General features: G+C 54.3%; 15 protein-coding genes. 6 read left to right on the top strand and 9 right to left on the bottom strand.

Features of this window, described 5'->3' with window-relative positions:
* Positions 1-266: 266 nt before the first annotated feature.
* On the bottom strand, positions 267-1,178 hold the full coding sequence (locus WFN87_RS03080) for a LysR family transcriptional regulator (protein WP_336981134.1): 912 nt from the start codon (positions 1,176-1,178) through the stop codon (positions 267-269).
* Positions 1,179-1,320: 142 nt separating this feature from the next.
* Between WFN87_RS03080 and WFN87_RS03075 the strand changes: the two genes are divergently transcribed.
* The 3 genes from WFN87_RS03075 to WFN87_RS03065 all read left to right on the top strand — a co-directional run bounded on the left by WFN87_RS03075 (position 1,321) and on the right by WFN87_RS03065 (position 4,875).
* Positions 1,321-2,631, top strand: coding sequence for a serine hydrolase domain-containing protein (locus tag WFN87_RS03075; RefSeq protein ID WP_336981132.1), 1,311 nt, complete (start codon positions 1,321-1,323; stop codon positions 2,629-2,631).
* A gap of 287 nt (positions 2,632-2,918) precedes the next feature.
* Positions 2,919-3,578: a DUF1345 domain-containing protein gene (locus WFN87_RS03070; RefSeq protein WP_336981130.1), complete on the top strand. Its 660-nt coding sequence runs from the start codon at positions 2,919-2,921 to the stop codon at positions 3,576-3,578.
* Between the two features lie 367 nt (positions 3,579-3,945).
* Complete coding sequence (locus tag WFN87_RS03065) at positions 3,946-4,875, top strand: glycosyltransferase family 9 protein (protein WP_336981128.1); 930 nt, start codon at positions 3,946-3,948, stop codon at positions 4,873-4,875.
* A 39-nt stretch (positions 4,876-4,914) separates the two neighbouring features.
* On the opposite strand, the gene WFN87_RS03060 is transcribed toward WFN87_RS03065, so the two are convergent.
* The 3 genes from WFN87_RS03060 to WFN87_RS03050 all read right to left on the bottom strand — a co-directional run bounded on the left by WFN87_RS03060 (position 4,915) and on the right by WFN87_RS03050 (position 7,310).
* Positions 4,915-5,364 (bottom strand): hypothetical protein, encoded by a 450-nt coding sequence (locus WFN87_RS03060; RefSeq protein WP_166873950.1) that lies wholly within the window; start codon positions 5,362-5,364, stop codon positions 4,915-4,917.
* Between the two features lie 447 nt (positions 5,365-5,811).
* Positions 5,812-6,198, bottom strand: a complete 387-nt coding sequence (locus WFN87_RS03055) for a VOC family protein (RefSeq protein ID WP_336981126.1) — start codon at positions 6,196-6,198, stop codon at positions 5,812-5,814.
* A 170-nt stretch (positions 6,199-6,368) separates the two neighbouring features.
* Positions 6,369-7,310, bottom strand: coding sequence for a LysR family transcriptional regulator (locus WFN87_RS03050; protein WP_336707078.1), 942 nt, complete (start codon positions 7,308-7,310; stop codon positions 6,369-6,371).
* A gap of 140 nt (positions 7,311-7,450) precedes the next feature.
* Here WFN87_RS03050 and WFN87_RS03045 point away from each other — a divergent pair, with 140 nt between their 5' ends.
* A complete protein-coding gene (locus WFN87_RS03045) occupies positions 7,451-8,854 on the top strand; it encodes a DHA2 family efflux MFS transporter permease subunit (protein WP_336981123.1) in 1,404 nt (467 codons plus the stop codon).
* A gap of 56 nt (positions 8,855-8,910) precedes the next feature.
* Entirely contained in the window at positions 8,911-9,381 is a 471-nt protein-coding gene (locus tag WFN87_RS03040; RefSeq protein WP_336981121.1) for an SRPBCC family protein, read from the top strand.
* Positions 9,382-9,390: 9 nt separating this feature from the next.
* Here WFN87_RS03040 and WFN87_RS03035 read toward each other — a convergent pair whose 3' ends face one another.
* From WFN87_RS03035 to WFN87_RS03025, 3 genes are read right to left on the bottom strand one after another with little or no spacing between them, the layout of a single operon-like run.
* Complete coding sequence (locus WFN87_RS03035) at positions 9,391-9,783, bottom strand: VOC family protein (protein ID WP_336981378.1); 393 nt, start codon at positions 9,781-9,783, stop codon at positions 9,391-9,393.
* Positions 9,784-9,843: 60 nt separating this feature from the next.
* On the bottom strand, positions 9,844-10,485 hold the full coding sequence (locus tag WFN87_RS03030; protein ID WP_008458999.1) for a hypothetical protein: 642 nt from the start codon (positions 10,483-10,485) through the stop codon (positions 9,844-9,846).
* An 11-nt stretch (positions 10,486-10,496) separates the two neighbouring features.
* Positions 10,497-10,979, bottom strand: a complete 483-nt coding sequence (locus WFN87_RS03025; protein ID WP_336981119.1) for a GNAT family N-acetyltransferase — start codon at positions 10,977-10,979, stop codon at positions 10,497-10,499.
* A gap of 128 nt (positions 10,980-11,107) precedes the next feature.
* Between WFN87_RS03025 and dsbG the strand changes: the two genes are divergently transcribed.
* Positions 11,108-11,854, top strand: a complete 747-nt coding sequence (gene dsbG / locus WFN87_RS03020) for a thiol:disulfide interchange protein DsbG (RefSeq protein ID WP_442892748.1) — start codon at positions 11,108-11,110, stop codon at positions 11,852-11,854.
* 3 nt (positions 11,855-11,857) lie between these two features.
* Here the strand turns inward: dsbG and WFN87_RS03015 are convergent, their stop codons facing one another.
* Together WFN87_RS03015 and WFN87_RS03010 are read right to left on the bottom strand one after the other, a co-directional pair.
* Positions 11,858-12,793, bottom strand: coding sequence for a zinc-dependent alcohol dehydrogenase family protein (locus tag WFN87_RS03015; RefSeq protein ID WP_336981115.1), 936 nt, complete (start codon positions 12,791-12,793; stop codon positions 11,858-11,860).
* A 91-nt stretch (positions 12,794-12,884) separates the two neighbouring features.
* Entirely contained in the window at positions 12,885-13,409 is a 525-nt protein-coding gene (locus WFN87_RS03010) for a GNAT family N-acetyltransferase (RefSeq protein WP_336981113.1), read from the bottom strand.
* Positions 13,410-13,642: the final 233 nt, after the last annotated feature.

Below are 13,642 nucleotides of genomic sequence, written 5' to 3'. Positions count from 1 at the left end.
TCGATACCTGAGCTGAAGGTCCGCTGCGAGCGATAAGTAGACCTAAAGAAAAACGTGACATTTATCATGAAATTAGAAAGTCAAGTTCATGAACCGACAGTCGCAAAATAGTTAAATTCAATCCATGGGTCTATTACTTGGTGGTTCTGTGGTGCCGCCACGGCAATCAGCATATTGTGATTTTTGAGATACCTCCCTTTTCTTATGTTAGGTACTGCTTTACCGTTAAGCGCTGAGCCTGGCTCAGATGCCGGAACTATTCAAAGTTACACGTCGCACTCCTTGTGCGTGCTCACCTCTCGCCACAGCGCAGATAACCAGGTCAGCGAATCATCGATCAGCATCCGCTTTTCGCTCCCAGGCCGCCAAATCGTCACCATAGTCTGGCTAATACCTTCATTGCCCACCACCGTGGGAATAGCCATAACATTTTTCCAACGCACCGCCTCAAAATGAGTCGGTAAAAATCCCCATCCACACCCGGCTTCCATCAGGCTACGCAGCATTTCAAGCTCATTGGCCACAATGATATTCCCGGAGATTTGCAGCCGCCGCGCCATTGGTACGTCGCTTGTGGAGTGCATCACCACCTGTGGCGTCAAAGAAAGGTCAAGCAGTGAACACGGACGTTTGGCCTCTTCAAACAGCGGCTCTGCGGCGTAAAAATCCATGTCGATAGCCCCGAGCGCACGCCACTCCATGTCGCTGCCGACGCTGTGATTGTTGGCCTGAAAGAAGCCCAGATCGACCTCCCCGCTCGCCAGCGCTTTTTCGCCTTCCGCGCGCGAGGTGCATCTCAGACTCAGACGGATCCCCCGCGTCGCCATCCGCGTAATTAATGCCTTCAAAAAACGGCGGGGTGTAAAGGGGTCGTAGGCGACGCCCAGCTCCTGAACCTCCGTTGACGGCACCTGACGGGCAAACTGATCGAATGCTCTTGCCTGACGCAACAGCAGGTGCGCCTGGCGATGAAGCTTTTCGCCTTCTGCTGTCAGCTGCAGCGATCGCCCCTGGCGGGCAAACAGCGGGTAGCCAAAGCTATCTTCCAGCAGATCGATAAGATCGCGCAGCGTGGTGCGATCTTTCTCCAGCTTCATCGCAGCTTTCATCAGACTGCCGTGTTCCGCAACGGCAGTGAAGGCTTCAAGTTGAGAAAAAGAGTAAGACAATGACGGCACGCTGGGCTCCTTTTGCCGTGTTTATGGGGGATTATCCCCCATTACGCGTTTTTTATTATAGTGCCGTCATTTTTATACTGCATCCATCCCGTCATCCCGCCGGGACAACATGTCTATGGGTTTAACTTAAATAGAGAACGCTATGATAAATAAACATAAATCCTTGCCTGCAAAGTACTGCCTTCTGGCAGGTCTGGTGGCTGGTGCATTCCTCTCCTCTCCCGTAATGGCGGCTTGTGAAGGCACCGAACTCACCGCCTGCCCGGCCCCTTTTGATGCAAAACTTCCCGATACCAAAACGATGCTGAGCTGGGATCAAGCCGAGCGTGTTATCGGTTTTCGTAACGATTACCGTAATTATCAGGGCGATGTTTTCCACCGCGGCAAATCCGTGCCGTTAGCGATGGCTGAAAAACCACTGACGCAGGCTAGCTATCGGGTCAACGGCAAACTGTGGACGCTACAGGATTATATTAAACGCCAGAACGTCAGCGGTATGCTGGTACTGAAGGACGGTAAAGTTGCCTGGAAATATCTTGGTGAAGGCAATACCGACACCACACTCTGGACCTCTCGTTCTGTGGGGAAATCGGTGGTGTCTACACTCGTGGGTGTGGCCTTAAAAGAGGGAAAAATCCACTCAATGGACGATCTGGTCACGCAGTATGAACCTGAGTTGAAAGGCACCGCCTGGAACGGCGTGACGCTGAAACAGTTGATTCAACACACCTCTGGCGTGGCGTGGAATGAAGATTACGCCAATCCGCAGTCTGACTTCGCCAAACTCACGCAGTGTGAAGCGCACGCGGGTACCTATGACTGCGTCCGCTCGCTGGTTTCTGGTCTGAAACGCGCCCACCCAGCGGGTGAAGTGTGGTCTTACTCCTCCGGCGGTGCATGGCTGCTGGGCGATGTGCTGGAGCGCGCAACGGGTATGACGCTTGCTACCTACCTTGAGAACAATATCTGGCGGCCGTACGGTATGGCGAACGATGGTGTATGGCATGCCTATACCAAAAACCAGCATGATGTTGGCGCACACGGCTTTAACGCCACGCTGGAAGATTGGGGACGTTTCGGCGAATTCGTACTGAACAATGGCCGCCTGCCGAACGGTAAGCAGGTTCTGCCGGAGAACTGGGTTGCCCAGTCGGCCGACTGGAACACAGCGAAAAACTCCGTCTCTGCGGCGCATCCACAGGGGCTGTATGGCTATCAGTGGTGGAATAACGAAGTGCCTGCCAACGCTAAAAACGTGGAACCAACGCCGCAGGATTCGCTGAAAGGCTCCATGTGGGCGCTGGGGATTTATGGGCAGATGATCATGGTCAACCGTGCGGAAAATCTGGTGATCGTCCAGTGGTCTACCTGGCCGCAGGCGGAACCGTCGTTCAGCGCCCAGCCGCTGGAAGCTTCGCTGATGTTCAGCGCTATTGCGAAGGCATTGCATTAATCATCGGAGATAACCACGCCAGAAATGCACCTTAAGCTCTGGCGTTTTCAGTGAGGGATAAGGGTATCCTCTGGAGGGAAAGGATACCGCCCAACATCTTTTCAGTTGGCGAAGTGAAGATTGTCTAAGCCGTATTCCTTTTTTGACAGCATCCCAGTGCGTCTGAATTCACGCAGGTAATGCAAATGGATGGTCAAGAAATCGCTACTTATCAGCCCTTTCAGACCATCATGGCTTTAGCCTCGTCTACAGTTAACTTATCTAATTCTCATCGAATAAATCATCCCATGAGCTTTTCGTTAAGGACTCACCTGTTCGCCCGCCTTCGGTTATTGATTTCAGTGGCTGCCGGCGTCGCTTGTTATTTCGCCCTTCCCGCTCAGCTTGGCACGCTGCAGCGGCTGTTGATCGGCTGGAATGTTTTGGCCTGGCTTTACCTGATTTTTATCTGGTTTCGCATGCTGCGAACGGAAGTCTGCGACATCCCGAGAATAGCCAGGGTACAGGATCAAAGCGCCGCGCTTGTGTTAAGCCTGCTTATCTTTGCCTGCATGGCCAGCCTCGTGGCGATTATGAGCGAACTTCCGTCGCTGCGTTCTTTGTCCGGAACCCCGCTTGTGCTGCATATTTTACTGACGGCAATGACGCTGGTCGTCTCCTGGACGTTGCTGCCCAGCGTTTTCGCGATGCACTATGCCCATCAACATTATTTGCATCGCAGCAAAGAGATAACCCCGATGATCTTTCCTGATAAACCGAAAGATCCGGATTACTGGGATTTCCTTTATTACTCTTTCACCATCGCCGTGGCCGCACAAACAGCTGATGTGGCAACCGGCACAACCGACATGCGTAAAATAACCCTGCTGCAGTCAGTTATCTCGTTTATCTTCAACCTGGCGATTCTGGGACTTTCCGTCAACGTGGGCGCCGGGTTGCTGAGTTAATACCTGGGACTGGCTGTCATCTCGTGAATAGCACACAAAACAGGCTATAATTTAACCAGTGACGCTCTGTGTAAAGGTGAAACACGATGCCTAATCCCTTCGATGCCTGCATGTCTATCGCGCTGATTCTGGGTGCATTACATGAAATGGGACTGATTCCCTGGTAATTCGCTTTATATGCCGGTGGTTTGCTGCAAAAAACGATGGCAGGAAATTGACAGCAGGTTGAATCTCATTAAGGTGAGAGGGATATTTTACGCCGTACTGGCCAGATCCCAGGAACCCCATGAACCCTTCGCTTCAAACTTTTGTCGGAAGTTTGCTCTAGGATGATAAAACGCTAGTCGCCTCTTACGATCTTGAGTCTTTGCCTTTTGAGCTGAGGCGCAGTCTTCATCTTCAGGCTTTACGCCAGCCCGGCATTTTTAACTATGCTTTACGTCCCTTTTCTCTCGACTATAGCCAGATCCAGCGGCTCTGTATTATCAACGGCATGGGCGTCACGCTCGGCGATTCGCTGATCGGGATTGCGGCGCTGCACGCTATTAAAGCCATAAATCCCAAACTTCATCTGACGGTGCTGCGTCCTCACACCTGCCAGTCTTATGTGGAAGAGATTTATCGGCTTGCGGGGAACGTGATCGATGAGCTGCATTTCATGCCTCAGGAACTGGCTTCACTGGAGGGATATGATGCGCTGATTGACGCGGGGAACCAGCTTTTCCGGGAGGATTTCGCCACTCAGGAAATGCACGATTTCTTCTTACGCCACCTGGGGATTGCCCCTGAGACTGTACCCGAAGAGATAAAAGCTAACCGCTGGCTACGCGACGGAATGCCAGAGCAAACGTCCCCCCTGCAAGGTCGTTACGTCCTGTTCAATCACCGCGCCAGCACGCCGCTTCGCGATATCCCGGCTGCCGTGCTGGTTGATTTAGTCGAGCATATCTATCGGCAGCACGGTCTGCCCGTGGCAGGCTTTGGAAAAATAGATCACCCGCAGTGCATCGATCTTTCTTCTCATTCCCGGACAACGTCTGACTACATCGCCATTATTCGTCACGCCAGTAAAGTCTATACCTGTGATTCGTCGGCCTTGCATATTGCCGCCGCCTTTGAGGTGCCCACGACGGCTTATTTTAACGCCATCAAACCGTCGCTGCGGGCCGCGTATTACCCGCAGTGTGAAAGCGTTGATCTGGGTACTGAGCGCTCGGCGCTCCTCCACCAGAGCGAAGATAGCGAGTTGCTAAAAGCGATAGAGGATAACTACCGGCGTTATCTGGCTGCCTTGTGATGTCTGATAAGCTGGCCGTGAATGACGGCCAGCCCCACGCTATTTATTGATGCCAATAACCAGCACGGTTGATTTCTTACATTGATTATCCTGGCAAATACCGGAGAACCAAATCTGCCCTTTGCCGATCGCCAGCCCCTGATAATTCGCAAAAAGATCCTGATATTTCTGCGCGTTAACCACCGCTACCAGATCCGGCGTAAAAATGGCGTCATAGTTTTTAATGAACTGCTGCGGCGTTTTGATCTGCACTTTTTTACCTGCCAGCGCGATCTTTATCGGATAGGAAATTAGCTTTGCCACTTCCGCTTTATTCTGCGCGGCAATCTGCGTTTTAAAATTATCAAAAAACGCATGATAGTTTTCATGCGAGCTGAATAACTTATCTAAATTCGCGTCCATTGCCTGCTCGGTGGCGGCCCACAGAGTGCCAGACCAGATCAGGGAGGAAGCCAGACACAGCCTGGCGAGTAGCGACGTAAACCTCATATAAACCACCTCTTGCCTTAAATATCATTGAATTATCGTATTTATAGAATTTTAACTTTTCAGTCTGAAACACGCTTTAAGTGTTAATAAAGCGGCAGGCGTTCCCTCGACGACATCATATATGATATAATTTTTACCAATCCATTGATTTTAATTAAAAGCAAACAAATTGTATTAATATGAAACAACTTCTCCTGGCGCTGTGCCTTTTCACTCCCTTCAAAATGTCTCTGGCGTCCGTCAGCGGAAATTTCGACGTGAGAATGACTATACTTCCTAATCCGATGCCACCTAAAGTAACTAAAGTAAAACTTTCAGCAGATACGGTGATGATCGTTAATGAATGGTAGGATTTCATTCATCAAGTCGTGTCCGGGATGCAGATCCGCTCCCATAAAAAAGCCGCTGACGGTCTCCCGCAGCGGCTTTTTTTATGACTGATTCAGGCTATTCCCCCGGACCTGGCTTATCGACTCTCTGCCCGACGTCTATCCGGTTCCCGTCCGGGTCGGCAAACACAAACGTCCGCAGGCCGTACTCTTTATCCTGAAGCCCCTTCACGATCCTGGCGCCTGCCTGCTGACAGAGAGCAAACAGCGCCCCGATGTCATCAACCAGAAGATGGGCCACCGGAAAATGTGCGGCCTTATGCTGAGGCTGGAGCGTCAGATGCAGCTCACTTGCCCCCTGCTGGAGGATAACAAACCCAACGGGTTCGCCGTTCTCGAAACGCTTCGTGAAGCCTAAAACGCCCACGTAAAACGCCAGTGCGGCAGGCATATTTTTGACTGGTAACGCCGCTGCAATGCGGCCGAATCCAACTGCTGAAGGCATAATCATCCTTATATTTAAGAAACGAGCCCATCGCGCAGACGGTGCCGCAGCCATGCGTTTCTGTGTTGATGCCGGACGGTGCCAGAGTGGCCCTTATCATAAACGCCAGCCTCACCCTGCGCCAGCGTTCGCTAATGAGAATAATGTCGCAGACAAACGCGGCGTTCCCCCTATGAAGACAGATCGCCTGCCCTTTGTCGGCAGATGTTTAGTACCAGCTGCCGCAGCCAGCGGTGCGCGAGGTCTGCCTCTGAACGCGGGTGCCACATTTGGGACACAGTAATGGCTCTCGTCTTCACCGGCAGCTCAAACATTGCCAGCCTCGCGTTCTCTCCCTCGACCGCCAAAACCGGCTGATTCAGCAGGAAAGAAGCTGGCACCAGCGCAATAAGATCGGACGCCTGCGCGACCTTTAGCGACGCAGGAAATGACGGCACTATGGCGGCAATTTTGCGCGTCAGCCCTCTTTCATCGAGGGCATCGTCTACAGGCCCGCGGGTTGAACGGAGACGCCGGGAGGCCACCACGTGCCCGTACGAAAGATACTGCTCGACGGTAACCTCAGGCAGAGCGGCCAGAGGATGACCGGCGCGCACCACGCCAACAAACCGATCGCGGAATAGCGCCTGGAGCCGTATCTCTGGCCCCATTTCGCCCACGACGCCGATTTCGAGATCGACCAGGCCCTCACGCAGATGCCGGGGACCTTTTTCAGGTTTGGAGGTGAAGCACAGCTGCACCCGAGGCGCTACAGCCGCCGCTGCAGTGATAAGCGCAGGCGCAAAGGCTTCGATAAAACCATCGTTGGCCCGGAGGATAAACGTACATTCCAGGGTTGAAAGCGTTAGCTCTGCCGTGGACGGGCTCAGCAAAGCCCGAGCCTCCAGCGCCGCGTTTCTCGCCCGCTCGCGAATCGCTTCGGCATAGGGCGTCAGCACCATATTTCTGCCCGCTCTGACCAATAGCGGATCGCCGGTTGCAGCCCGCAGGCGGCTCAGCGTGCGGCTCATCGCCGACGCGCTGAGTCCGAGGCGTCGCGCGGCGCCGGCCACGCTGCCTTCCGCCAGAAACGTATCCAGCGCCAGCAGCAAATTCAGATCGGGGTCATTCATTCAGGCATCCTGTAAAGAGATATGGCGTCTGGTGCAACTATTATCTGCATATGGTGCGTCTTCCACCTCTCTTTAAGTATCACTATATTTGCAGCACTGACAACCTGAGACTGATGACCGCGCAGCGGGAAGGAACAACGATGGAGTTATTTTCAAACCAACCAGGAGATGAGGGCCTGCCGGGCCGCCCGCGTATGATGGCGATGTTTGCCGTGATGACGACGGTCACAATGGCGGTGTTCGATGGCTCAATGGTGAACATCGCGCTGCCAAATATCGCCCGCGCGCTCGACGTTTCCGCCAGCGACGCGGTTTGGGTCGCCAATGGCTATCTGTTGGCCGCCGCCATGACGCTGGCGATTTTTGCCGCGCTGGCGACCCGGCGGGGATTCAGGCAAATTTTCGTCTTTGGGCTGAGCCTGTTTACGCTGGCATCCGCGGGCTGTGCGCTTTCCACCTCGCTCGAGATGTTGGTTTTGATGCGGATATTGCAGGGCATCGGCGGCGCGGCGGTACTGAGCATTTCCCCGGCAATCCTGCGTTCGGTTTTCCCCACCCGCCTGCTGGGCAGGATCCTCGGTCTGAACGCCTTCTTAATCGCTACCAGTACGGCCATAGCGCCGCTCCTTGGGGGAACGCTTCTTTCGACCTTAGGCTGGGAATGGCTTTTTGCGGTTAATTTACCGTTAGGCATTGTGGCGCTTTGGCTCAGCCTCCGCGTCCTGCCGGGGGAAAAGGCCACCCATCCCAAGCCCTTTGACTACGCCGGTGCGTTTCTGTCTGCTCTGCTGCTGGGCGCGCTGATCGTGGCCGCCGACAGCTTTACTAAAAGCGGAGGGATTGCCCAGGCGATGGCTTATAGCCTGACGGCATTGTTGGCGGGCGCGGCATTTATCTGGCGAGAACGCCGCGCCGCTCAGCCCCTGCTGCCGCTGACGCTGTTCGCCTCCGCGCGATTTTCGCTGGCGGCCCTGACGTCTCTGATTTCGTTTATCGGGCAAGGGATCACATTTGTCGCCCTGCCGTTTTTATTCCAGAACGTTTATGGCTACAGCGCCTTTGCATCGGCCCTGCTCTTTACGCCCTGGCCTGTGGGAATAATGCTCGCAGCCCCCCGGGCCGGACGACTGGCCGACAAATATTCGCCGGCGCTTATCGCCACCACAGGTTTAGGCGTGTTTGCGGCTGGCCTGATACTTTTAGCCCTGTTGCCCGCCCACGCTCAGGCATGGGACATCGGTTTACGGAGCCTGGTATGCGGCATTGGCTTCGGTATTTTCCAGAGCCCCAACAACCGGGAAATGATGGCTAACGCCTCACGAGAAAATAGCGGCTACGCCTCAGGCATACTGGCCATTATGCGAACTTTCGGCCAGTGTCTCGGGGCGGCCATCGTCGGTATTGTGCTGGCGATTTACGGAAATGCCGCCACGTTTGAGTCGCAGGCCATTACCCTCAATCTTTGGCTGGCCGCCGGAACGACATTGCTGGCTGTAGGCTTAAGCGGCCTGCGTACCCGGCAGCTACAACAGCAAAATAGTTAGCCGTAGAAAGGATCCTCAGCCAGGCTATACGGGTACCCACTCGCCGAGGAAATACTATGAATCTGGATGCTGAAACCGATTTAAAACTAGAGCGCATTATTGACGTTCCCAGGCAGCTTGTCTGGGAGTGCTGGATCCAGCCGCAGCATATCAGGCAGTTCTTTGTGCCCCGGCCTCATAGCGTAACGGCCTGTGACATAGATCTTCGGGTTGGCGGACGTTTCAATACGGTGTTTAACGTCGACGGGAATGAAATGCGTAATAACGGTGTCTGGCTGGATATTGTGGACGGTAAAAAGCTGGTGTTTACCGATGCCTACGGCGAAGACTGGAAGCCTGCTGAAAATCCGTTCATGACGGCGATTCTGCTTCTGGAAGATGCGGACAACGACAAAACGCGCTACACGGCTATCGCCCGCCACCGTACACCAGAAGCCCGACAGGCACATGAGGAAATGGGTTTCTTCATCGGCTGGAATATCGTTGTCGATCAGCTTGTCGAGTACGCCAAAGGCCTGAGGCGTTGATACCGCTGACTAAAGTGACCAGTCGCTCTTCTGCAAAACCACCCGATAACCATCGGGATCGATAAAAGTAGCCCCCTTCACGTCCCAATAAGGGTTGAATGCATCCAGCCGGGTAAAACCGGCTGCGACCATTCTGGCGCAGAAGGCCTCCCATTCGACACGATCGGGCACATAAAGCACCAGTAAGTCATCTTCGGTAGGTCGTGGGGTAATGAGATGATGCTGGCAGACCGTAAATTCCAGATGCCAGCCCAGCGACGGACCTCCCAGCATCACGCCGCTGAAACCGTCGTGATCGCTAAATTGCGCTATTTGCTGAAGACCAAGTCCCTCGCAGTACAGCTCCCGGCTTCTTTCAAGACTGCTCACCGGACGGGCAATACGCATATGGCTGATGTTCATCATTTTTTCCTGTTCTGATGTTCGCTCAACCTTAAAGGTATTCCTTTGCCATCATTTTCCTCACCGTGCGATCTCAGGCGACAAACTGTAGGCAGGAATTGGGCGGGTTGTTCCCGTCAGGCTGTCGAAGACCGTGCGTTCTGTCGTGATAATCGGCATCCCGGACTGCCTCAGCACTGAGATATCGGCGGCAATGCGCTGCAGCCCAAACCAAAACAAACCATCGAGGGCGTTGACCTGAAGCCCGCCTTCCAGGGCGATTTTCAGCCGCTCTCTCGGGTTTCTGACCTGCAGCGCGATCTGCTGATAGCCCGTCGCGGGCGTACCGCCTGGTTCGATTCTACGTATGCGATTCGAAAAACGATAGCGGAAGGCATCCGGCACGGCGCTGAGATCGTCTTTGATGCTGTAGACTTCCCCGCGCTTATTGTCATTGATCGTCACGCTCTTCTGGTTAAGCTGCAGCTCAGCCCGCAGTTTATCGATCAGCTGCGGCGCCCGCAGAAGCAGCAGCCGAAAAGGCAGTTCGAAGCTGGTCACGTAGTCCACGTTCAGCAACGCCAGGCGCAGGCGCTGCTCCGCATCCTGAGGCTCTCTCTGGAACTCCTCCTGGACTTCCTCCCACTGGCGGCTGAGGCGCGGCGACGCTTCTGTTTCGGTGAAACTGTACTTTTCAATCTGGTAATCGATGCGATCGTTCATTCAGGCACCTTTCACATGTCAGGATCCAGCTCGCAAACCATCTCGTAGCAGCGCAGCAGTGTGCCGCTGCGCGACATAGGATAAAGCCCCTCTTTCACCACGCGAAATCCCTGCGTCAGGTAAAAGTCGCGGGAGTTGGGCGTGGAAGAAAGCGTCAGTCGGCTCATTCCCCTCGATCTGGCTTCTTGCTTGATGGCCTGAAGAATCTGTTTGGCCAGCCCGCGGCCAGTCCATGCCGGTAGGGTAAAAATGGCTTCAACCGAGCCGTTTTTCAGATCCAAAAATCCCGTGGCTACCGGCTCGCCGTTTTCATTATCCGCCACAAAAAAAGGATTATTCACGATTTCATTTCGGTAACCCTCGGGCATCTCATCTGGCGTCCATGCGGCCAGCACATCTTCTGGATAAGTTTCCCGACAGCCAAAGCGAATGGCCTCGTTTCTTATTGTCCACAGCGCCTGAGCTTCATTAAGCGTGGCTCGTCTGACCGTCATTCTCTGACCTCCGAAATGCTCCGTTACGTAAAGGAAAATGAGTCTGATGACTTAACGCAAAAAGGAATGTTACCCTTTGAAGAAAATAGCATTTAATTAAGGACCGCTCGATGAAAAAAATATCTGCCCTGTCCGTTTCGCTGGCCCTGCTTTTTAACGCTTCGGCCTTTGCCGCTGGCGCTGAACTGCCAGCGCCAATAGCCGCCCTGGAAAAACAAGGCTTCGAACTGAAAGGGGAATTTAAAGCACCGGGCGACCTGCAGGGGTACGCGATGCAGTATCAGGGGCAAGGCACAATCGTATACCTGACGCCGGATAAACAGCACGCCATTATGGGCAACATGGTCGATGCCGAAGGGAAAAACCTGAGCGACGCGGAAGTGGAGAAATTTGTTTATGCGCCAATGGCCAAAGCCATGTGGCAAAACCTGGAGAAACACCGCTGGATCGCCGCCGGGAGTGAAAAAGCCCCGCGTATTGTCTACGTATTTGCCGATCCGTACTGCCCGTACTGCACCCAGTTCTGGGAGCAGGCTCAGCCCTGGATAAAGTCGGGTAAAGTTCAGCTCCGCGTGCTGCTCGTCGGGATGCTGCGCCCGGACAGCGGTCAAAAAGCGGCGGCAATTCTGATGTCGAAAGATCCGGCCAAAACGCTCGCCGACTATGAGAACAGCAAAGGTAAACTGGCGCTGCAAAAACCGGAGAAAATAGATCCGGTTATCGGGGAAGCCCTAAAAGATAACCTGACGCTGATGGACGATCTCGGCGGCAATGCCACGCCCTCAATATACTACCTGAATGCCGAAGGCCGCCTGCAGCAGCATCAGGGCATGCCGGATGCCGAAACGCTGAATACCATCCTCGGCGATAAATAACGCTTATAGCTTCAGCAGCGGTTTGCGCTGGCGGCCAGGTTCACGGAACAGCGCCAGCGCCTGCCGCCACTCCTCCAGCGCATACACCGCCGCATCGGGCTGCTGCGTTTGTAGCAACAGTTCCCAGAGTGAGATAAACCAGCCCTGCCATTCTGCAACCGGCGTGACCGCCAGCGTATCGCGCAGATGAAATCGCTGCGCGGTAATGTTCTTCCCGCGCGGAGAGAACGCCTTCCCGCTCAGTAAACCGTAAGAAACCAACTCGGCATTCTGATTAAGGTGATCGAGCATCAATGTGGCTAACTCACCGCCCACGGCGTCAAACACAACGTCAACTTTGCCAGCAGCTTCGGCAATGCGATGCTCGTCATCCCCGCTCAGCGGGATAATGCCGGATTCAAGCAACGCCGGAAGACGCTGTGCCGAGCGGTAAACACCATAGACTTCCGTTGCACCCTGCCTTTTGGCCCACTGCGCCAGTAAACCAGCACACGTTGACCCTGCCGCCGTGACCAGCACATTTTTTCCCGTCACGGGCCACTTTTTCAGCATTAACCAGGCCGCCAGAGGATTGATATACCCGCGCGCCGCAAGCTCATCCGGCACGCTGTCCGGCACGGGCACGGCCCACTGAATCGGGCAGTCAACCCATCGCTGCCAGGTGCCTTCCCCGCGCAGAGGCAGCACACGCCTGCCAATCCACTCCGGAGAATCAGCCTGCGCAACAATACCGACGCCTTCGTACCCGGCAATACGCGGCGGAAATACCCGGTGGCGATAAGCCCCGGTAACGGGAATAAGATCTGAGGGATTAACCGGCGCATAGTGCATGCGCACCCGGAGCGTGCCGGAGATAAACGGCGCCAGCGGCGTTTGTTCGAGGGTTAAGACCTGTTCAGGTTCGCCAAACTGCCGGAACCAGAGGGCTGCGTTTTCCATACTGAATGCCTGCAACTGCCATATTGCAGGCACTATATCACGGCTGAGTCAGCATAAACGCATCGAATAAGTGACATTGTCACCTATTGCCTCATAAATTACGGTAGTAAAACGTCGTGGAGCACGGGCTGCCGTCCGGCATTAACGCATAATGCGGGAGATCCCCCACGCGCTGCCAGCCCATGCCCTGGTAGAATATCTCCGCATCGCTGCCGGTGGCGGTGTCCAGTACCAGCACTGATTTTCCCTGCATGGTGGCAACGGCTTCCAGATAAGCCATCAGGCGCTGGGCAATGCCTTTCCGCCGCGCCACGCGATGAACCAGAAGTTTGGCCACATCGGCCCGATGCGGCTGATTTTCCGGCTGGCTGGTGATCAGCTGCACGGTGCCCACAATGCGCCCCTGCCCATCTTCCGCCACAATCAGCGTGCGTTCTCCCCGCGCCACGCTCTGGCCAACCTCCCCCCAAAATGCCGCGGCCTTTTCCGGCGCCAAAGGATGTAAAAAGCTGACCGAAGCCCCACCAGCCACACAATCAATCAGTACATCCGTTAATGATGCGGTTGCGGCAGCAAATTCACAGGCCTTCAGGGAACGAATACGATACTCGGGCACAGCGACTCCTGAATAGTGGTTAAGAGTTATGTCGGAATATTACCGGACATAAGAATAGTCCAGCTTACCCGGTAACTCAGGAACCCACTATTCAGAAAAGATATGGATGGGCGGTTTGGGGGGATGCGGTTTTCGTTCCAGAATAGAATCTCCCCCTTGCTGCAGCCAATAAAAGCGCATCAGGAGAGATATCCACTCAGGGTGTTAATTCCCTTCCACCATAAGGAATTATG

It is taken from the genome of Cedecea sp. AS113 (assembly GCF_037152415.1).
In the GTDB taxonomy this organism is placed as follows: Bacteria; Pseudomonadota; Gammaproteobacteria; order Enterobacterales; family Enterobacteriaceae; genus Cedecea.
Note: the sequence above shows the minus strand (reverse complement) of the source record. Positions and strands in the feature narration are given on the sequence as shown.